Consider the following 19511-nt stretch of genomic DNA (forward strand, 5'->3'; position numbering starts at 1 on the left):
ATCGGCGGAGCACTCGGCCAATTGGCCATTTTGGGGTGCAAACGAACCATCTTCGCGCCGGTACGCAGGTTTGGCGGCACGCCCTGCAGCTTTCGCCGTCTTGGTGCGCCCGGCGTCCTTGTCCAATACCATCGGCCTATGATAGCCACTCGCCGCACAACTTCGCGTCCCGATGGCGCGAAATCAGACCTATCCCGCCCGAAAGCGCTTCAGGAGAATTTCGATGACCAACGGCAACGGCACCGCTCCCGAGGCGGCACCGCCCCAGCTCAACGTGCTGGCGCAATATACCAAGGACCTGTCGTTCGAAAATCCGAACGCCCCGGCCTCGCTGGCGCCGCAGCCGCAGCAGCCGAACATCAACATCCAGATCAACGTCACCGCCAACAACATCTCCGAGAACGAGTTCGAAGTGACGCTGGCGGTCGAGGGCAAGGCCGACGCCTCCGGCACCGTGATGTTCTCGTTCGAATTGGCCTATGCCGGCGTGTTCCGCATCGTCAACGTGCCGCAGGAAAACCTGCACCCGCTGATCATGATCGAATGCCCTCGGCTGCTGTTCCCGTTCGCCCGCGAGATCATCGCCACCGCCGTGCGCGACGGCGGCTTCCCGCCTTTGATGCTCGACCCGGTGGATTTTGTCGGCCTGTACCGCCAGAACATGGAACGCCAGGCCCAGGCCGAAGCGGGCAAGACGAATTAAGTCTGGATTAAACGAAAGCCTATCCCCTCGTCATTGCGAGGAGCTTTTGCGACGAAGCAATCCAGTTTTTCGCTTGTGGCTCTGGATTGCTTCGCCCAACGAAATTGGCTCCGCCAATTTCGTTGGGCTCGCAATGACGTTGAGAGGCCTGCGCGTCGCGCGAAACCGCTCACACGCTTCCAAAAAACTCATTCCAGATCGGCTTGTCGCCCAACGTCGCCACAAACGCGCGGTGGTCGGCGATATCGGCTTCGGTGACTCGCGGCAGCAGCGGCACCGGGCGCTGGCGGCGCGGCGCGTCGTTGATGCCCCCGGTGTGTTGCGCCGGCGCGGCGTCGGCGAGAATCAGGCTCGACTGCCGGGCGCCGATCAGGTCGATATAAATCTCGGCCAGCAATTCCGAATCCAGCAGCGCGCCGTGCTTGGTGCGGCGCGAATTGTCGATCTGGTAGCGCGAGCAGAGATCGTCGAGCCGGTTCGACACGCCCGGATGCTTGCGCCGCGCCAGCATCAACGTATCGACCAGCCGCTCGCGCGGGATCGGCGGGCGCTTGATGCGGTCGAGCTCCGCATTGATGAAGCCGATGTCGAACGAGGCGTTGTGGATCACCAGCGGCGCGTCGCCGATGAATTCCAGGAAGCCATCGACCACCTCGTGGAACAGCGGCTTGGTCGACAGAAATTCGGCCGACAGCCCGTGCACGTTGAAGGCTTCCAGTGGCATGTCGCGCTGCGGGTTGATGTGGCAGTGATAGACTTGGCCGGTCGGCATGCGGTTGAAAATCTCGACGCAGCCGATTTCCACCAGCCGATCGCCGCGCAAGGGATCGAGGCCGGTGGTTTCGGTATCGAGAACGATTTCGCGCATGGGTGTGAGCCGAGGTCAGGGAATCAGGGTCGCCGCCGCGGCAGTGTAGCAGCTTGCTTGAGGATTTCACCGATCCGCGTGCGCACCGGGTCCAGTCCTTCCGATGTATCCACCACGAAATCCGCGCGCTGGCGCTTTTCGGCGTCCGGCAACTGGCGGGCCAAAATGGCGTCGAGCTTGTCGGGCGTCATGTTGTCGCGTGCCAGGATGCGCTCGCGCTGCAATTCCGGATTGGTGGTCACCACAACGACGGCATCGACGCGCTTCTCTCCGCCGGTCTCATACAGCAGCGGCACGTCGACCACCGCCACCGGTGCACCGGAACGCTCGGCCTCGTCGAGGAATTTTCTGTGATAGGCCGACAGCAGCGGATGCACGATCTGCTCAAGACGCTTCATCGCCGCGTCGTTGCCGACCACCTGCGCCGAGAGTTTGGCGCGATCGACCTTGCCGTCAGCGGTGGTGCCGGGGAAGGCGGCTTCGATCAAGGGTGCGGCTTCGCCGGCATAGACCAGATGCACCGTGGCGTCGGCGTCATACACCGGCACACCGGCCTCCGCGAACAGCTTTGCGGTCGTCGATTTGCCCATTCCGATCGAGCCCGTCAGCCCCAGTACGATCATTGCTATCCCTGTTTTACTTGTCCCGGACGCGATGCGGCATCCTTATGCCGCTTCGCAGAGCCGGGACCATTACGAACACCGGCGTGTGGTACGGTCCCGGCTCAGCAGTGCACCACTTCGTGATGCACTGCGTCCGGGACAAGAAGTGCTTAGATCGCGATCATCTCTTCGCCGCGCAAGAATTTCAGCAGCGGCAGCAGCGGCAGGCCGAGGATGGTGAAGTGGTCGCCCTCGATCAGTTCGAACAGATGCACGCCGAGGCCTTCGAGCTGGTAGGCGCCGACGCTGGACGTCACCGCCGCGCCTGCCGCGTCGAGATAGGCCTCGATGGCGGCGTCGTCCAGCGCGCGCATCGTCATGTGCGCCACTGAGACGTCGGCGAACAGCGTGGCGCCGTCGCAGGCGACGACGGCCGCCGAATACAGCGCGTGCGTCTGGCCGGCCAGGGCGTGCAGTTGATCTGCGGCTTCGGCGCGGCCGGTCGGCTTGTTGAACACCCGCGTGCCCAGCGCCAGGGTCTGGTCGGCACCGACGACGTAGCGCCCAGGATGCCGCAGCGAAACGTAAGCGGCCTTGCGTTCCGCCAGCATGGCGGCGATATCGCCGGCCGCCGCGATTCCCGACGATTGCTGGATCTCGCGTTCGTCGATGTCGGCCGGAATCGCCTCAAACGGAATGCCGGCACCTGTCAGAAGCATTTTACGCGCCGCGCTTTGCGACGCCAGGATCAGCGGCCGTTCGCCGCGCCAGATATTCATTCGGCGAGCCTCTGGCGCTGGCGGTCGGCGAGCAGTTTCATGATCGCCGCCGCGGTTTCCTCGATCGAGCGCCTGGTGACTTCGAGCAGCGCCCAGCCATACTTCGCACTGAGTTTTCGCGCGAAGGTGACTTCTTCGGTCACCGACTGGCGGTCGATGTAATCCTCATTGCCGGAATCCGCGCCCAGACTGAGCAACCGATTCTGCCGGATCTGGATCAGGCGCTCCGGCGTCGCGTGCAACGATACGACCAGCGGGTTCTTCAATGTCTCGAGCTGATGCGGAATCGGGATGCCGGGAACCAGCGGCACGTTGGCGGTGCGCACGCCGCGATTCGCCAGATAGATCGAGGTCGGCGTCTTCGACGTCCGCGATACGCCGACCAGCACCACATCGGCCTCCTCGAGGCCTTCGACGTGCTGGCCGTCGTCGTGCATCATCGAGTAGTTCAGCGCATCGATGCGCTTGAAATATTCCGCGTTCAGGGTGTGCTGCGCGCCGACGCGGCCGCTGGTGGAGGCGCCGAGATAGGCCTGGAACAATTGCATCACCGGACCGATGATCGACAGGCTCGGCGAATTGATCTCCTGGCATTTGGCTTCGAGACGACCGACCAGATCTTTTTCCAGCAGGGTGAAGAGCACGATGCCCGGCGCTTCCTCGATCTCGCTCAATACGCGGTCGAGCTGCTTCTGGCTGCGCACCAGGGGATAGACATGTTCCACCGGCGTGACGTTGGCGTACTGCGCGGCCACCGCGCGCGCCACCGTGATCAGGGTCTCGCCGGTCGAATCAGAAACCAGGTGAAGATGAAAATAGCTGCCGGTGGTGGGCACCATGGCCATGTATGTCCTGTGAATCGCTGTGGAGCATTTCCGGGTTTTCCGCCGCCGCCGCCGCGGGCCCGGGATAACTCGGATTGTTCTTCACAGGCCTCGTGAATGGAAAAGCTTCGGCGGTCGCCGCGATGATAGTGGGGTTATGTGGATTTGTCGCTCCGTAAACCGCGCGCGAGGCCACGCAAGTGGCTCCGCCATATGACGTTATGACAATCAAGGGGAAGCCATGAAAATCGCGGGACGGTGTGCATAAGACAGGGATAAGACGGGACGGCGTTGCGCGGGCCCAATCCACTGCTACTTAGACTCAAACCTAAGAATCTATAAGGATTGTTTAGGGAAGAGACCGCTTGCGGATAAGGCGTCGATCGGGTCTTTATCCGTCATCGCTGCAACGCTGGCATCCGGCGAAACGTTCCAGTGGCGACGATGCCCCCGCAACCGTTACCGATCGATTAAGAGTTTCCTAAAAATGTACGAATGGGCCAAGGCACTGCATGTGATTGCCGTCATCTCGTGGATGGCCGGCATGCTGTATCTGCCGAGGTTGTTCGTCTACCACGTCGAGGCCGAGATCGGCTCGAAGCAGTCCGAAACCTTTAAGGTGATGGAACGCCGGCTGCTGAAGGCGATCATCAACCCGGCCATGGCCGTGACATGGATCGTCGGCCTGTACCTCGCCTGGGCCGGGCACTGGTTCTCCGCCGGCTGGTTCCATGGCAAACTGGCGCTGGTCATCGCGATGTCCGCCGTGCACGGCATGCTGAGCGCCCGGGTACGCGAGTTCGCCCTGGACCGGAACACGAAGAGTCAGAAATACTATCGCATTATCAACGAGGTACCGACGGTTCTGATGATTCTCATCGTGATTCTGGTGATCGTGAAGCCGTTCTGAGCGGGGCATTGGCCTTCCACGTCGTCCCCGCGAAGGCGGGGACCCATAACCTCTGTAGTCGAAGCCGAAACACCACTCCGTCCCGCGCTAGAGCCGAGAACTCGGCGCGTATGGGTCCCCGCCTTCGCGGGGACGACGTGGAGTGTGACGTGCGGTCCCACCGCACCAGGCCCCTGCTGAGCCGCTTGCGTGAACCCCTTCGATTTTATATATTGGATTCTCCCACCCCACGCAGGCGATGTGGTTTCGATCCGGTCTACCCGTTTAGCCGGCCGCCACGTCAGGTTTGAAGCCTTTCAGCACCTTCCTTGCTCAAGACTTCCTTTCTGAAGACCTGCGGACTTTCCTGACCTTCCCGGCGTCCGCATTTCTTCCGGCCATCCTCGCTCCCTACCCCTCCCCGATCTTCCACAGGACACCCTCCCAATGCGGGAAATGAAATTACAGGACCTCAAGGCCAAGACGCCCGCCGAGCTCGTCTCGTTCGCGGAAGAGCTTGGGGTCGAGAATGCCAGCACCATGCGCAAGCAGGAGCTGATGTTCGCCAGCCTCAAGCAGCTGGCCATCAAGGAAACCGACATCATCGGCGAGGGCGTCGTTGAAGTCCTGTCCGATGGCTTTGGATTTTTGCGCTCGCCGGACGCGAATTATCTCCCCGGCCCGGACGACATCTACGTCTCGCCGTCGCAGATCCGCCGCTTCGGCCTGCGCACCGGCGACACCATCGAAGGCCACATTCGCAGCCCGAAAGAGGGCGAACGCTATTTCGCGCTGCTGAAGGTCAACACCCTCAATTTCGAAGACCCGGAAAAGTCCAAGCACAAGGTCAACTTCGACAACCTGACCCCGCTGTTTCCGGACCAGCGCTTCCGCCTCGAGCTGGAAGACCCGACCCGCAAGGACCTGTCCGCCCGCGTCATCGATATCGTTGCGCCGATCGGCAAGGGCCAGCGCGCGCTGATCGTGGCGCCGCCGCGTACCGGCAAGACCGTGCTGATGCAGAACATCGCGCACTCGATCACTGCCAATCACCCGGAATGCTATCTCATCGTGCTCTTGATCGACGAGCGGCCGGAAGAAGTCACCGACATGCAGCGTTCGGTGAAGGGCGAGGTGGTATCCTCGACCTTCGACGAACCCGCGGTGCGCCACGTCCAGGTCGCCGAGATGGTGATCGAGAAGGCCAAGCGCCTGGTCGAGCATGGCCGCGACGTCGTCATCCTCCTGGATTCGATCACGCGCCTTGGCCGTGCCTACAACACCGTGGTGCCGTCGTCCGGCAAGGTGCTGACCGGCGGCGTCGATGCCAACGCGCTGCAGCGCCCGAAGCGCTTCTTTGGCGCCGCGCGAAACATCGAAGAGGGCGGCTCGCTGACCATCATCGCCACCGCGCTGGTCGATACCGGCTCGCGCATGGACGAAGTGATCTTCGAAGAATTCAAGGGCACCGGCAACTCCGAGCTGATCCTCGACCGCAAGGTGTCCGACAAGCGCACCTTCCCGGCGATCGACATCTCGCGCTCCGGCACCCGCAAGGAAGAGCTTATTACCGATCCGCAGCTGCTCAAGAAGATGTACGTGCTGCGCCGCATCCTCAATCCGATGGGCACCATGGACGCCATCGACTTCCTGCTCGACAAGCTGCGCAACACCAAGAACAACTCGGAATTCTTCGAGTCGATGAACACCTGATCTGTTTCGTCGGATTGTGAGAGGGCGTCCCTGGAAGCAGGGGCGCCCTTTTTTCTTTCTTCCTTCTCCCCTTGTGGGAGAAGGTGGCGCCGACGATGTCGGCGTCGGATGAGGGGACTCTGGGCGACGGAGCTTTCGGCACCCCTCACCCGTCTCGAACCTCTGCGCGGTTCGATCCACCCTCTCCCACAGGGGGAGAGGGAAGAAAGAGAAGTAATGCATCCCCGCGACCAGACCATTTTCGCGCTGTCTTCCGGCAAGCCACCGACCGCCATTGCCATCGTCCGGGTATCCGGGCCGGAGGCGGGCCGCGCGCTTGCGGCATTGGCGGGGAAAGCCGTTCAACCACGCCTTGCGGCGCGCGCGCTCCTGGCCGATAAATCCGGTCAACCCATTGATGATGCTGTTGTTTTATGGTTCCCCGCGCCGGCCAGCGCAACTGGCGAGGACGTCGCCGAGTTCCATATTCACGGTGGCCGGGCGGTATTGGCGGCGCTGACCGCCGCTCTGCTGGAATTCGACCATGTCCGCCCGGCCGAGCCCGGCGAGTTCACCCGGCGCGCCTTTGAGAACGGCAAGCTCGACCTTACCGAAGCCGAGGGGCTCGACGACCTGATCCACGCCGATACCGACCGGCAGCGTCGCCAGGCGCTGCGCCAGCTCAAGGGGCTGCTCGGCGACCGCGCGCGGGACTGGCGCCGCGAGATCATCGAGGCCTCGGCGCTGATCGAGGCCGGCATCGACTTTGCCGACGAGGGCGACGTGCCGGCCGAGCTGATCGCTCCGGCGCTGGCGCGTATCCGCGTCCTGCTGGACGATATCGAACAAGTGCTGGCGGTCGAGGGTCGCAGCGAACGGCTGCGCGACGGGCTCGTCGTCGCCATCACCGGGCCGCCCAATGTCGGCAAATCGACGCTGCTCAACGCGCTGGCGCGGCGCGAGGTGGCGATCGTCTCGCCGCATGCCGGCACCACGCGGGACATCATCGAGCTGCACCTCGACCTCGACGGCTATCCGGTGACGGTGATCGACACCGCCGGGCTGCGCGACGCCGTCGATCCGGTGGAGCAGGAGGGCGTGCGCCGCGCCCGCGCCCGTGCGTCCGATGCCGACCTGCGGCTGTGGCTGGTGGATAGCCAGGCCGAAGGCGACGGCGAAGCGGGGCTGCGGCAATGGATGGGCGAAGGGCAGAACGGATTCTGGGTGATCCGCAACAAGGTCGATGACGTCGTCGATCCCCGCGCCGTCAGCGCCGCGACCGGCTGGCCGTGCCATTCGATCTCGGCGGCCAATGGCCGGGGCATTTCCGAACTGATGACGGCGCTGGCGCAATTCGCAGCCGCCCATTTCGACGACGAGTCCTCGCTGATCACGCGCGCCCGCCATCGTGAATTGCTGCGCGACACCGCCGACGCGCTGGGCCGGGCGGTCGATTTGCCCGAGCATTCCGAACTGATGGCCGAAGATCTTCGGGTGGCGGCGCACCGGCTCGGGCAATTGCTCGGGCGGGTCGATGTCGAGGATATCCTCGATGTGATCTTTCGGGATTTTTGTATCGGGAAATGAGGCGCTTGTTTCACGTGAAACGTCTCCCCCGAATAGAGCGGTCCATTCCCGGACGCGGTGCGGCATTTATGCCGCTCCGCAGATCCGGGATCCCGGTTGCTTGCCTAATCGGGACCCCGGTTCTGCGGCGCACCACGCCGCGAAGGGCGGCGCAGTGCACCGCGCTGGGGAACGAGCATTCGCTCGGTTAAGGGTCGTGTTTCACGTGAAACACCCCCAAACTTCCCGCTTCCCGCTTTTCCCATCCCGCGCTAGAAGTCGCGCCCATGACAACCGCCTACGACGTCATTGTTATCGGGGGAGGCCACGCCGGCTGCGAGGCGGCGTCGGCGGCTGCGCGGATGGGCGCCCGGACCGCGCTGGTCACGCATCGGTTCGCGACCATCGGCGCGATGTCCTGCAACCCGGCCATTGGCGGACTCGGCAAGGGCCATCTGGTCCGCGAGGTCGATGCGCTCGACGGGCTGATGGGGCAGGTGGCGGATGCCTCCGGCATCCAGTTCCGCATGCTGAACCGCAAGAAGGGCCCGGCTGTGCGCGGTCCGCGCACCCAGGCCGACCGCAAGCTCTATGCCGCCGCCATGCAGGCCGCCATCGTCGCGACCGAGAACCTGACCGTGGTCGAAGGCGAGGCCGACAATCTGCTGACGGCCAATGGCCGGGTCACCGGCATCCGGCTAGCCGATGGCCGCGAATTTGCCGCCGGCGCCGTGGTTATCACCACCGGCACGTTTCTGCGCGGACTGATCCATCTCGGCGAAAAGAGCTGGCCCGCTGGCCGAGTCGATGAGGCCCCCGCTCTGGGCCTGTCGAAGTCCTTTGAACGCATAGGCTTCACGCTCGGCCGGCTGAAGACTGGCACGCCGCCGCGGCTCGATGGCACCACCATCGACTGGAGCGCCGTCGAAATGCAGCCCGGCGACAACCCGCCGGAGCCGTTTTCGGTCATGACCGACCGCATTACCGTCCGGCAGATCGAATGCGGCATCACCCGCACCACGCCGGCCACCCACGACGTCATTCGTGCCAATGTGCACCGCTCGCCGATGTATTCCGGCCAGATCAAGAGCTCCGGGCCGCGCTATTGCCCGTCCATCGAGGACAAGATCGTCCGTTTCGGCGATCGCGACGGCCACCAGATCTTTCTGGAGCCGGAAGGGCTCGACGATACCACCGTCTATCCCAACGGGATTTCGACCTCGCTGCCGGAAGAAGTGCAGCTGGCGATCCTGGCGACCATTCCGGGCCTGGAGAAGGTCCGCATGGTTCGGCCGGGCTACGCGATCGAATACGACCACGTCGATCCCCGCGAACTCGATCCGACCCTGCAGGCGAAGCGGATGCCGGGCCTGTTCCTAGCCGGACAGATCAACGGTACTACCGGCTATGAAGAGGCTGCGGCGCAGGGGCTGGTCGCCGGGCTGAACGCGGCATTGGCCGCCAGCGGCGCTGAAACCATCGTGTTCGACCGTGCCGACGGCTATCTGGGCGTCATGATCGACGATCTCGTCACCAAGGGGATCACCGAACCGTACCGGATGTTCACCTCACGCGCCGAGTATCGCCTGACTCTTCGCGCCGACAACGCGGATCAGCGGCTGACCGACACCGGCATCGCGCTGGGCTGCGTCGGCCCCGCCCGGTCGAAGCGCCATGGCGCCAAGATGGCCGCTCTCGCCTCCGGCAAGGCCATGGCGCAGGCGCTGTCGATCACGCCGAACGAGGCCGGCAAGCACGGCCTCGCGCTGAACCACGATGGCCAGCGCCGCACCGCGTTCGAGCTGCTGGCCTATCCGGATATCGGCTGGGCCGAAGTCAGCGCGATCTGGCCGGCACTGTCGGTCATTGACCCATCGATCGCCGTGCATCTCGAAATCGACGCCAAATACGACGTCTACCTGAAGCGCCAGACTGCCGATGTGGACGCCTTCCGCCGCGACGAGGGGTTGCTGCTGACCGAGATCGATTACGATGCGGTGCCGGGGCTTTCCAACGAAGCCCGCGCCAAGCTCGGCAAGGCCCGGCCGCGCACGGTCGGGCAGGCGGGTCGGCTCGATGGCCTGACCCCGGCGGCGCTGGCGATTTTGGCGGCGTATCTACGCCGGGAGTCGCGCAAGCGGCCGGCCGCGGCTCTGGCGTAGGGTGGGTTAGCGCGAAGCGCGTAATCCCTCGTCCGTCGATTTTTGGCCGTAAAGATGGTGGGTTACGGCGCAAGGGCGCCTAACCCACCCTACGGCTGCAGATCGTTTCACGTGAAACAGGGCTGTCGGCTATTGAGACCGGCGCCAGGGCCAGAACGCGGCTGCGGCCACGAGGACGGCAAACAGGATCGTGGCAACGATCATCTGGACGACGCCAAAGTTGAGCGCATCGCGGGCGACGAAGAGGGCCGCGATCGGCGCCGCGAGAAAAAGTAACAACCGTGCAATGAGGCTCATGATGTCCCACTCCAGACATCCAGTCTAACGCCACCAGGCCGAGGGGCGCTTGACCTCGATCAAATCCGGCCGGCACCGCGGAATACGCATCGCCGCCTCTGCAAAAAGATAGATACCCGCAGTGACCGGGCGTAAGACATGGCTTCGACTGTCCCGCAGAGTGACCAGACCGACCGATGGCCCAACGCTCCCACAAACCCGCTCCCGCGCCCAGCCTCGCCGCCGATAAGGCTGCCGCGCTGAAACTGACGCCCGTTTCACGTGAAACGGAGGCGCGGCTGGATCGTTATGTCGATCTGTTCGTGCAGTGGCAGGCCAAGACCAATCTGATTTCGCCAGCTTCGCTGCCAAACCTCTGGACCCGGCATATCTCCGATTCGCTGCAGCTACTGGCGCTGGCGCCATCGGCGAAGACGTGGCTCGACTTCGGCAGCGGCGGCGGATTTCCCGGCGTGGTGCTGGCCTGCGCCATGGGCGATGTCGCGGGTGGTCACGTGCATCTGGTGGAGCGCAACGCGAAGAAGGCGGCGTTCCTGCGCGAAGCGTTGCGGGTGACGCAAGCCCCCGGCACGATTCATCTCGCCGACATTGGGGATAACGTGGACAGTTTTCCCCGCGCGGTCGATTGCATCACCGCCCGCGCGGTGGCTCCGCTACACCAACTCATCGGTTATGCGGAACCCTTGATGCGACCGGGCACAAAGGCCCTGTTTCTAAAGGGTCAAGATGTAGATGCGGAATTGACCGAAGCCACTAAATATTGGAAACTAAGCCCGCGCCTGCATGCCAGCCTTACCGGCGGACAAGGCTGGATTGTCGAACTCGACGCGATCGAGCGGCAGACCCCGTCCGCCCCAGCAGCACCTGCAACCCTTGGCACCTCAGCATGACCGTTATTGATGAACATTATCAAGAAGTTAACGGAAATGCCCTGGCCGGGCACCCGCGCATCCTGGCGCTCGCCAACCAGAAGGGCGGCGTCGGCAAGACCACCACGGCGATCAATCTTGGTACCGCGCTGGCCGCGATCGGCGAGCGCGTCCTGATCGTCGATCTCGATCCGCAGGGCAACGCCTCCACCGGCCTCGGCATCGACCGCCGCAACCGCAACTGCTCGACCTATGACGTGCTGATCGGCGAGGCGCCGCTGCGCGACGCGGTGGTCGTCACCGCCGTGCCGCGGCTGCACATCGCTGCGTCCACGATGGATTTGTCCGGTCTCGAGCTGGAGTTGGGCTCGACCAAGGATCGCGCGTTCCGGCTGCGTGACGCGATCGGCGAACTCAACACCAACGTCGCCGTGGATGCCGACTACACCTACGTGCTGATCGACTGCCCGCCGTCGCTCAACCTGCTGACCGTCAATGCAATGGCCGCAGCCGATGCGATCCTGGTGCCGCTGCAGTGCGAGTTCTTCGCGCTCGAAGGCCTGTCGCAGTTGCTGCAGACGGTGGAGCAGGTGCGCTCGACGCTGAACCCGAACCTGTCGATCCACGGCATCGTGCTGACCATGTTCGACTCGCGCAACAACCTGTCGAACCAGGTTGTCGCCGACGTCCGCCAGTTCATGGGCAAGAAAGTTTACGACACCATGATCCCGCGCAACGTGCGGATCTCGGAGGCGCCGTCGTATGGCAAGCCGGTGCTGGTGTACGATCTGAAGTGTGCCGGCAGCGAGGCGTATCTGAAGCTCGCCACCGAAGTGATCCAGCGCGAGCGCGAGCTACGCACCGCGCATTAGTTTGCGGCCGTAGGATGGGTTGAGCCCTTGCGAAACCCATCACCCTCTGCCGATGGGTTTCGCGAAGATGCTCAACCCATCCTACGACAGCGGCGACAACTACCAGTTCAAGCGTCCAACGCGGAGTAACGCGCAGTGAGTCCCAGGGAGATGGCCATGGCCGATGAAGCACGTTCGCGATTGGGCCGGGGGCTCGCCAGCCTGATCGGCGATGTCGGCGGCGAGGCGGCGCATGTGGAGCGGCCGTCACGCACCCAGCGCAAGGTGCCGATCGAATTCCTCAAGGCCAACCCGCGCAACCCGCGGCGGACGTTTTCCGATGCCGAACTCGGCGAGCTCGCCGACTCCATCAAGCAGCACGGCGTGATCCAGCCGATCGTGGTGCGCCCGGTGAAGGGCGTCAACGATCGCTTCGAGATCATCGCCGGCGAACGGCGCTGGCGCGCGTCGCAGATCGCCGGGCTGCATGAAGTGCCGATTGTGCCGATCGACGTCAGCGACTCCGACGCGATGGAAATCGCCATCATCGAAAACGTGCAGCGCGAAGACCTCAATGCGATGGAAGAGGCGCAGGGCTATCACGCACTCGCCACCGCCTTCAAACGCAGCCAGGAAGAGATCGCCAAGACCGTCGGCAAGAGCCGCAGCCATGTCGCCAACATGATGCGGCTGACCAAGCTGCCGGACGACGTGCAGGCGCTGATCGCGTCCGGCGAATTGTCGAACGGCCATGCCCGCGCGCTGATCAACCTGCCGGACGCCTCGGCCGCGGCGAAGCGCATCGTCGCCGAGGGGCTGAACGTGCGCCAGACCGAAGCGCTGGCCCATGAAGAGGGCGTGCCCGAGCGCAAGCCGCAGAAGCCGCGCGCCGGCACCGCGAAGGCCGCCAAGGATGCCGACACCGTGGCGCTGGAAAAGCGCGTCAGCGATGCGCTCGGTCTCAAGGTGGCGATCGAGCACCGCGATCCCGGCGGCGTGGTGCAGATCAGGTACAGCGACCTCGATCAGCTCGACGAGATCATCAAGAAGCTGGAACTGGATTTGTAGTTCAGTAGCCCGGATGAGCCGCCGCCATCGCTCGCAGAGCGAAGGCGGCGGCGACATCCGGGGACGGCGTTTCGGATATGCGCGCCGGCCCCGGATTTCGCTTCGCTCCATCCGGGCTACAGGCGCGTCATCCCCTTCTTCTCGCATTCACCGCGATCGACATCAGCGCGCGTTGCGCGATGACCGCGCCGAGGGTGTTCTGCTTGCGCACATCCAGCGCCGCGACCGCGAGCTGCTCGATGACATTGGCGAGGCGTGCCGAGGAAAAATTGCGCAAGGCGGCTTCCACCGTGTTCTTGCGGGAAAAGTGCAGCCGCGGAAATCCGCTTTCCGCCGCCGACGAGGCCGAGGCGCCCTCGGCCACCGCCAGGCTGGCCTTGTGCAGCAGTGCGGCCTGGCGCTGCGCCGCCATCAGGATCACGCCGGGATAGGTGCCGGCAATCATCGCCTTGTTGAACTCGACCTCGACCAGCGCCGGATTGCCGGCAAAGGCGCCATCGACGATCGGATCGATCTTCAGCTCGGACGCATCGGCCACCACCGCCATCACGTCGTCCAGCGTCACCTCGCCGGAGCCGTGGGCATACAAGGTCAGCTTGCGCAATTCGTTGCGCGAGGCCTGGCGGTCGCCGCCGAGCAGCGCCATCAGCGACGCCCGCGCGTCCTGCGCGATGCGCAGGTTCGAGGCGCGCAGTTCGTCGTCGATCAGTTTGGCGAGGTCGCGCTCGGTGTCCGGATAGCAGGCGATCGCCACCGCGGTCTTGGCGCGCTCGCAGGCTTTTCGCAGCGGCGATTCCGGGCGCAGCTCGCCGGCCTCGATGACGATGCGGCAGTCCTTCAGCGGCGAATCGGCCAGCGTATCGATGCCGCTGGCAAAGCTCTTCGATCCGGCGCGGACGCGGATCGCGCGGCGGCCGCCGAACATCGGAATGGTGGTGGCTTCCTCGACCAGGCGCGACGGCTCGGCGGCGAGGTCGTCGCCGTCCATGCGCACCATCGAAAAGGGGTCGTTGGGATCATCGACGGCGGACTTGATCAGCGCGTCGGCGCGCTCGCGCACGAGGCCTGCGTCGGGACCGTACAGCAGGATGATCGGCCGCCCGGCATCGGGCCGGGCGAGAAACGAATCGATCTCTTTTCCGCGCAGCGCGACCATCAGCAGTCACCGTAGGATGGATGAGATTGTAGGGTGGGCAAAGCCACGCGCGCGTAGCGCGACGGGGCGTGCCCACCATTACGCGAAAACGGTGGGCACGGCGCAAGGGCGCCTTTGCCCACCCTACGGCTTACGTCCCGGCGAAGAAGAACGACGCCAGCCTGGTGTTGATGTTGTCGGCGATCTCGGCCGCGGCGCGGTCCTCGGCGTCGCGATAGGCGCGGGCACGGGCGAAGCGCTGCAGCTGGCCGGGAATGTCGTAGGTGACGCGCGCGAAGGTATTGCCGACCAGGACCTGCTTGCCGGTGGCGACCTCGATCAGGCCGTAGGTGGCGTCGATGCCGTAATTCTCCGAGGTCGGCAGCGCGGTGTTGGGATCGACGATCAGCGAGGTCCGGCTCGGGTTGAAGCGCAGCATCAGCCGGTAGCTCGGCGGCAGGCCGGTGGCGCCGCCATACATCTTGAACATCAGCGCGTTGCGGATCGCGACGCCGACGCGCGCCTGCGGCGAGGCGTTGGGATAGGCCAGCGGCGGCACTTCGACGCCAGCGAGCTTTTCGCGCAGGCCGGGCGCGCCGTCGCTGCGTTCGGCATACATCGGCTGGAAGCAGCCGGCCGTCAGCGCCGCCAGGGTGGCTGCGACGGCGAACCGGGCGACGATGCGGGACTTGATCCCAAACCTAGCCGACGACATTGACGATCCTTTGCGGCACGATAATCAACTTGCGGACGGGCTTGCCGTCCAGCGCCTGTTTTACTGTATCGAGCGCCAAAACGGCAGCCTCAATTTCCGAATTCGGCGCGTCGCGGGGAACCGTGACTTCGCCGCGCTTCTTGCCGTTGACCTGCACCGGCAGGGTGATGCTGTCTTCAACCAGCAAATTGGGCTCGATTTGCGGCCAGCGCGCCTCCGAAACCAGGCTCGGCTGACCCAGCACGCCCCAGCATTCCTCGGCCAGATGCGGCATCATCGGCGCAAACAGTTGCACAAGAATGACCGACGCCTCGTGCAGCGCCCAGCACAGGTCCGGCGCCGGCGTGCCCGGACGCGCCAAAGCTTCTCCCAGCGCGTTGGAGAATTCGCGGATATGGGCGAGGCAGACGTTGAAGTGCAGTTTTTCGATTTCGCTCGATACCTTGGCGAGGGCGCCATGGGTGGCCTTGCGCAAGGCGGTGGCGTCGGCGCCAAATTCGGCCGGTCGGCCCGCCGGGACGGATTGGCCGTGGGCGGCTGATTCGTTGACCTGTCGCCACAGCCGCTGCACGAAGCGCGAGGCGCCCTTGACGCCTTCCTCGCTCCAGATCACGTCGCGGTCCGGCGGCGAATCCGACAGCATGAACCAGCGCGCGGTGTCGGCGCCGTAGGTGCCCATGATGTCGTCGGGATCGACGGTGTTGCGCTTCGACTTGGACATCTTCTCGATGGCGCCGATTTCCACCGCCGTGCCGTCGTCGAGCATGGTCGCGCGGCGACCATCGCCGTCACCGACAATGTCGATCTCGGCCGGCGAGGCGAAGGTGCCGTCCTGCTTCTTGTAAGTCTCGTGAACCACCATGCCCTGGGTGAACATGCCGGCGAACGGCTCGTCGAAATCGACGTGGCCGGTGGCCTTCATCGCCCGCGTGAAGAAGCGGCTGTACAAGAGATGCAGGATCGCATGCTCGACGCCGCCGATATACTGGTCGACCGGCATCATCCGGTTGGCGACACCGGGCGTGGTCGGCGCGGTCTCGTTCCACGGATCGGTGAAGCGGGTGAAGTACCAGGACGAATCCACGAAGGTGTCCATGGTGTCGGTCTCGCGCCGCGCGGCTCCGTTGCACTGCGGGCAGGGCACGTGCTTCCAGGTCGGGTGGCGGTCGAGCGGATTGCCGGGACGATCGAATTCGATATCGTCGGGCAGTTCGACCGGCAGGCTCTTGATCGGCACCGGCACCACGCCGCAGACTTCGCAGTGGATGATCGGGATCGGGCAGCCCCAATAGCGCTGCCGTGAAATGCCCCAGTCACGCAGGCGGAAATTGATCTCGCGCGTGCCCCAACCATCCTTTTCGAAAATCGCCAGCGATTGCTTCATCGCTTCTTCGCAAGTCATCACGCCGGGCTCGCCGACCCAGCGGATGTACTGCACGGTGTCAGTCTTGGCCGGCACGAAGGCGATGTCGCCGACGCGCTCGTCGCTACCGACCGGCACGAACACGTCGAGCACATCGAGATTATACTTGCGGGCGAAATCCAGATCGCGCTGGTCATGCGCGGGGCAGCCAATGATGGCGCCGGTGCCGTAATCCATCAGCACGAAATTGGCGATGTACAGCGGCAGCGTCCACGAAGCATCGGCGGGGTGCGTGACCTTGATGCCGGTATCGAAACCGAGCTTCTCGGCGGTGTCGATCTCGGCCTGCGAGGTGCCCATGCGGTGGCACTCTTCGATGAAGGCTGCGGCATCCGCATTCTTCTCCGCCAGCGCCTTGGCCAGCGGATGATCCGGCGAGATCGCCGCAAAGGTCGGGCCGTACATGGTGTCCGGCCGCGTCGTGAACACCGGCAGCTTGTCAAAACCCGCGGGCGCGCCGACCAGACCGAAGTCGAAGCGCAACCCTTCCGACTTGCCGATCCAGTTGCGCTGCATGGTGCGCACCTTGTCGGGCCAGCGGTCCAGCGTATCCAGCGCGGAGAGCAGCTCGTCGGAATATTTGCTGATCTTGAAGAACCACTGCGTCAGCTCGCGCTGCTCGACCTCGGCGCCGGAGCGCCAGCCGCGGCCGTCGATCACCTGCTCGTTGGCCAGCACGGTCATATCGACCGGGTCCCAGTTCACCTTCGATTGCTTGCGCTCGACCAGGCCCGCGCCGAGGAAATCGATGAACATGCGCTGCTGGTGCTTGTAGTAGCTGGGATCGCAGGTCGCGAATTCACGCGCCCAGTCCAGCGACAGGCCCATCGATTTCAACTGCGCCTTCATCGAGGCGATGTTCTGGTAGGTCCAGGTCTTCGGATGGACCTTGTTGGCCATCGCGGCATTTTCCGCGGGCATGCCGAAGGCGTCCCAGCCCATCGGGTGCAGCACGTTCTTGCCCTGCGCGCGCTGGAATCGCGCCACCACATCGCCCATGGTGTAGTTGCGCACGTGGCCCATGTGGATGCGGCCCGACGGATAGGGAAACATCTCGAGCACGTAGTATTTTTCGCGCGGGTCGTCGTTTTTGGTGGCGAAGATCGCCTTGTCGTCCCACAGGCGCTGCCAGCGCGGCTCGGTTTCGCGGGCGTTGTAACGTTCGTTGATCATGGGATTAGGCAGTCTGTTCCGGGGCTTAAGGCCGGGGACTAGGCCATGAAAGACCGCGTGGGGTCAATGGTTTGGGCTGTCGGTCACCCCGCCAGCGACACGACCGCCGTTCCGAAGGTCCGCACAAAACCGTGTTCGACCACGGCATTGCGGCCGCGGCGCTTGGCGGCATAGAGCGCGGCATCGGCGGCCTCGATCAGGTCCTTGGCCTGTTCCAGTTGGATCGGCGTCGCCGACGCCACGCCGACGCTGACGGTGACCTGCTGATAGGCGCTGGTGGCATGCGGCACGCCGAGCGCCCAGATTGCGGCGCGGACCATCTCGCCGACCTGTATCGCGCGCGCGGTGTCGGTATTCGGCAGCAGCAGGCAGAATTCCTCGCCGCCGTAGCGGCCGGCAAACCCCGACGTATGATTGGCAAGGCCGGCCAGGGCTTCGCCGACGCGCGCCAGGCAGGCGTCGCCCTCGGGGTGGCCATAGGTGTCGTTGAACAGCTTGAAATGATCGACGTCGATCATCAGCAGTGCGAGATCGTCGCCGGACTGCTGCGCCTTCAACCATTCGAAATCGAGCCGGCCCTGGAAGCCGCGCCGGTTCGCCAACCCCGACAGCATGTCGATCGAGGCCAGCACGGTGAGCTGCTCGTTGCTGGCGCGCAGCTCGCGTTCGCGGCCGCGCAGCTTCGCCGCCATGCCGTAGAAGGCGCGGGCGAGCGGGATGAATTCGGCGGGCAGCCGGTTGCGCGCCGCCCGCGCCGACCAGTCGCCCTGGCCGAAGCGCTCCGCCATGGTCTCAAGTAGCTGGATCGGCCGGATGATCAGCCGTTCCGCCACCACCAGCGCGCCGAGCAGCGCGAACAGGCAGACCAGGCCGAGCTGAAGATAAGCGGTGCGGATCTCGTGATCGGCCACCGCCGACACCTGGGCTTCGTCGATGCTGACGATCAGCTGGGCCCCGGTGTCGGGAATGGTCGCAAAGGATACCGCGCGCTGCGTGCCATCGTCGGCAGCGATGGACAGCGACCCCATTCGGCGGTCGGAATTGCGCGTATGCGCTGCGATCACCGGCAGCATTTCGAGATAGGCCATCGGCCGGCCGATCGCGGCCTTCTGGTTGGCGGGCGCCGCCAGCACGGTGCCGGCTTGATCGACCAGCACCGCCGTGACCCCGGGCCTGCTACCAAGGTTGTCCATCAGCTTCGCCATCCAGTCCAGATTGACCGCGGCCAGGATCACCGCGTCGTCGTCGCGGGTGAGGCCGGGCGCCAGATAGGCGGCCATCACCGTGGGCTGGTTGGTCATGCGGCTGAACAGGTAATCGCTGACGACGAACTGGCCGGATTCCAGCGCCTTCTTGAAATAGGGTCGGTCGCCGAAACTGAGGCCCTGCTCGACGGCATCGGGCCAGGTCGAGCACTGCGCCGTGCCGTCCTTGCCGGCTACCGTGAGGCTGCGGATCCATGGCATGTCGCCGCGCAGGCTGGCGCGCATGATGGCGCAACTGCCGTTGACCTGGGCGGCCGACGTATAAATGTAGGCGGAGGATTTCAGCACCGCCTCGACCGAGGCGAACACTTCCTGCTGCGCTTCGGCGCTATGCCGCGCCACGCTGGCGAAATCGCGGGCCGCCTGCGCGATCTGCTGCGAGCGGGTGGCATCGAGCGCGCGGATTCGTTCCGCCATCAGCGGCCCGACCAGGATCAGCGCCAGCAGTACCAGCCGCGCACGGATTCCCAGCACCCCCCTGAGCTTCGCTTTATTGCGGTTGATGCTGATGCGTGACATCGTCGACCCCTGAACCCCGCGGTCAAAGGTATGCCAAAGCCTTCAAAAAGCCTTTCCCGGATTCGCTAAACTTTGATCCATCTGACGAAAGTTCGCGCCTTGGTTGAAAAT

At 64.4% G+C, this 19511-nt stretch carries 17 protein-coding genes; 8 read left to right on the forward strand and 9 right to left on the reverse strand.

What is annotated here, in order from left to right; all coding sequences use genetic code 11:
- The first annotated feature begins 223 nt into the window (after positions 1 to 223).
- Positions 224 to 703 carry a protein-export chaperone SecB gene (secB, locus tag JWR89_RS07110; protein ID WP_299713600.1) on the forward strand — a complete coding sequence of 160 codons (480 nt, stop codon included), beginning with the start codon at positions 224 to 226 and terminating at the stop codon, positions 701 to 703.
- 169 nt (positions 704 to 872) lie between these two features.
- On the opposite strand, the gene dnaQ is transcribed toward secB, so the two are convergent.
- The 4 genes from dnaQ to JWR89_RS07130 form a co-directional block, all read right to left on the reverse strand.
- A complete protein-coding gene (gene dnaQ, locus JWR89_RS07115) occupies positions 873 to 1571 on the reverse strand; it encodes a DNA polymerase III subunit epsilon (protein ID WP_299713603.1) in 699 nt (232 codons plus the stop codon).
- A 23-nt stretch (positions 1572 to 1594) separates the two neighbouring features.
- Entirely contained in the window at positions 1595 to 2194 is a 600-nt protein-coding gene (gene coaE / locus JWR89_RS07120; protein ID WP_299713606.1) for a dephospho-CoA kinase, read from the reverse strand.
- Positions 2195 to 2343: 149 nt separating this feature from the next.
- Entirely contained in the window at positions 2344 to 2952 is a 609-nt protein-coding gene (locus JWR89_RS07125) for a Maf family protein (protein WP_299713609.1), read from the reverse strand.
- Positions 2949 to 3788 carry a pyruvate, water dikinase regulatory protein gene (locus JWR89_RS07130; RefSeq protein WP_299713672.1) on the reverse strand — a complete coding sequence of 280 codons (840 nt, stop codon included), beginning with the start codon at positions 3786 to 3788 and terminating at the stop codon, positions 2949 to 2951. The genes JWR89_RS07125 and JWR89_RS07130 overlap by 4 nt, the downstream gene beginning before the upstream one ends.
- Before the next feature lie 475 nt (positions 3789 to 4263).
- Here JWR89_RS07130 and hemJ point away from each other — a divergent pair, with 475 nt between their 5' ends.
- The 4 genes from hemJ (at position 4264) to mnmG (ending at position 10085) form a co-directional block, all read left to right on the forward strand.
- On the forward strand, positions 4264 to 4686 hold the full coding sequence (hemJ, locus tag JWR89_RS07135; RefSeq protein WP_299713612.1) for a protoporphyrinogen oxidase HemJ: 423 nt from the start codon (positions 4264 to 4266) through the stop codon (positions 4684 to 4686).
- A gap of 426 nt (positions 4687 to 5112) precedes the next feature.
- Complete coding sequence (rho, locus tag JWR89_RS07140) at positions 5113 to 6378, forward strand: transcription termination factor Rho (protein WP_299713614.1); 1266 nt, start codon at positions 5113 to 5115, stop codon at positions 6376 to 6378.
- A gap of 216 nt (positions 6379 to 6594) precedes the next feature.
- Positions 6595 to 7944, forward strand: coding sequence for a tRNA uridine-5-carboxymethylaminomethyl(34) synthesis GTPase MnmE (gene mnmE, locus JWR89_RS07145; RefSeq protein ID WP_299713615.1), 1350 nt, complete (start codon positions 6595 to 6597; stop codon positions 7942 to 7944).
- A gap of 266 nt (positions 7945 to 8210) precedes the next feature.
- Positions 8211 to 10085, forward strand: a complete 1875-nt coding sequence (gene mnmG / locus JWR89_RS07150) for a tRNA uridine-5-carboxymethylaminomethyl(34) synthesis enzyme MnmG (RefSeq protein WP_299713617.1) — start codon at positions 8211 to 8213, stop codon at positions 10083 to 10085.
- A 129-nt stretch (positions 10086 to 10214) separates the two neighbouring features.
- Here the strand turns inward: mnmG and JWR89_RS07155 are convergent, their stop codons facing one another.
- Complete coding sequence (locus JWR89_RS07155; RefSeq protein WP_299713619.1) at positions 10215 to 10382, reverse strand: hypothetical protein; 168 nt, start codon at positions 10380 to 10382, stop codon at positions 10215 to 10217.
- Positions 10383 to 10558: 176 nt separating this feature from the next.
- On the opposite strand from JWR89_RS07155, the gene rsmG reads away from it, so the two are divergent.
- The 3 genes from rsmG (at position 10559) to JWR89_RS07170 (ending at position 13170) form a co-directional block, all read left to right on the forward strand.
- Positions 10559 to 11272, forward strand: a complete 714-nt coding sequence (gene rsmG / locus JWR89_RS07160; protein ID WP_299713621.1) for a 16S rRNA (guanine(527)-N(7))-methyltransferase RsmG — start codon at positions 10559 to 10561, stop codon at positions 11270 to 11272.
- The gene (locus JWR89_RS07165; RefSeq protein ID WP_299713623.1) at positions 11269 to 12123 is read left to right on the forward strand and encodes a ParA family protein; all 855 of its coding nucleotides are present in this window, start codon (positions 11269 to 11271) and stop codon (positions 12121 to 12123) included. Before rsmG ends, JWR89_RS07165 begins: the two co-directional genes overlap by 4 nt.
- Before the next feature lie 156 nt (positions 12124 to 12279).
- Entirely contained in the window at positions 12280 to 13170 is an 891-nt protein-coding gene (locus tag JWR89_RS07170; RefSeq protein WP_299713625.1) for a ParB/RepB/Spo0J family partition protein, read from the forward strand.
- A gap of 127 nt (positions 13171 to 13297) precedes the next feature.
- Here JWR89_RS07170 and holA read toward each other — a convergent pair whose 3' ends face one another.
- The 4 genes from holA to JWR89_RS07190 all read right to left on the reverse strand — a co-directional run bounded on the left by holA (position 13298) and on the right by JWR89_RS07190 (position 19400).
- On the reverse strand, positions 13298 to 14326 hold the full coding sequence (gene holA / locus JWR89_RS07175; RefSeq protein WP_299713627.1) for a DNA polymerase III subunit delta: 1029 nt from the start codon (positions 14324 to 14326) through the stop codon (positions 13298 to 13300).
- Between the two features lie 130 nt (positions 14327 to 14456).
- Positions 14457 to 15020, reverse strand: coding sequence for an LPS assembly lipoprotein LptE (gene lptE / locus JWR89_RS07180; RefSeq protein ID WP_299713629.1), 564 nt, complete (start codon positions 15018 to 15020; stop codon positions 14457 to 14459).
- Positions 15007 to 17616 (reverse strand): leucine--tRNA ligase, encoded by a 2610-nt coding sequence (gene leuS / locus JWR89_RS07185; protein ID WP_299713631.1) that lies wholly within the window; start codon positions 17614 to 17616, stop codon positions 15007 to 15009. Before leuS ends, lptE begins: the two co-directional genes overlap by 14 nt.
- Positions 17617 to 17699: 83 nt before the next feature.
- Positions 17700 to 19400, reverse strand: coding sequence for a diguanylate cyclase (locus JWR89_RS07190; RefSeq protein ID WP_299713633.1), 1701 nt, complete (start codon positions 19398 to 19400; stop codon positions 17700 to 17702).
- Between the last annotated feature and the right edge of the window lie 111 nt (positions 19401 to 19511).

The sequence above is a fragment of the Tardiphaga sp. genome, from assembly GCF_028290785.1.
In the GTDB taxonomy this organism is placed as follows: domain Bacteria; phylum Pseudomonadota; class Alphaproteobacteria; order Rhizobiales; family Xanthobacteraceae; genus Tardiphaga.

Coding starts and splice junctions, on each gene's coding strand:
- hemJ (WP_299713612.1), top strand. CDS start 4,264: ATGTACGAATGGGCCAAGGCACTGCATGTGATTGCCGTCATCTCGTGG.
- JWR89_RS07155 (WP_299713619.1), bottom strand. CDS start 10,382: ATGAGCCTCATTGCACGGTTGTTACTTTTTCTCGCGGCGCCGATCGCG.
- dnaQ (WP_299713603.1), bottom strand. CDS start 1,571: ATGCGCGAAATCGTTCTCGATACCGAAACCACCGGCCTCGATCCCTTG.
- JWR89_RS07125 (WP_299713609.1), bottom strand. CDS start 2,952: ATGAATATCTGGCGCGGCGAACGGCCGCTGATCCTGGCGTCGCAAAGC.
- JWR89_RS07190 (WP_299713633.1), bottom strand. CDS start 19,400: ATGTCACGCATCAGCATCAACCGCAATAAAGCGAAGCTCAGGGGGGTG.
- rsmG (WP_299713621.1), top strand. CDS start 10,559: ATGGCCCAACGCTCCCACAAACCCGCTCCCGCGCCCAGCCTCGCCGCC.
- JWR89_RS07170 (WP_299713625.1), top strand. CDS start 12,280: ATGGCCGATGAAGCACGTTCGCGATTGGGCCGGGGGCTCGCCAGCCTG.
- mnmG (WP_299713617.1), top strand. CDS start 8,211: ATGACAACCGCCTACGACGTCATTGTTATCGGGGGAGGCCACGCCGGC.
- holA (WP_299713627.1), bottom strand. CDS start 14,326: ATGGTCGCGCTGCGCGGAAAAGAGATCGATTCGTTTCTCGCCCGGCCC.
- rho (WP_299713614.1), top strand. CDS start 5,113: ATGCGGGAAATGAAATTACAGGACCTCAAGGCCAAGACGCCCGCCGAG.
- lptE (WP_299713629.1), bottom strand. CDS start 15,020: ATGTCGTCGGCTAGGTTTGGGATCAAGTCCCGCATCGTCGCCCGGTTC.
- coaE (WP_299713606.1), bottom strand. CDS start 2,194: ATGATCGTACTGGGGCTGACGGGCTCGATCGGAATGGGCAAATCGACG.
- mnmE (WP_299713615.1), top strand. CDS start 6,595: ATGCATCCCCGCGACCAGACCATTTTCGCGCTGTCTTCCGGCAAGCCA.
- leuS (WP_299713631.1), bottom strand. CDS start 17,616: ATGATCAACGAACGTTACAACGCCCGCGAAACCGAGCCGCGCTGGCAG.
- JWR89_RS07165 (WP_299713623.1), top strand. CDS start 11,269: ATGACCGTTATTGATGAACATTATCAAGAAGTTAACGGAAATGCCCTG.
- secB (WP_299713600.1), top strand. CDS start 224: ATGACCAACGGCAACGGCACCGCTCCCGAGGCGGCACCGCCCCAGCTC.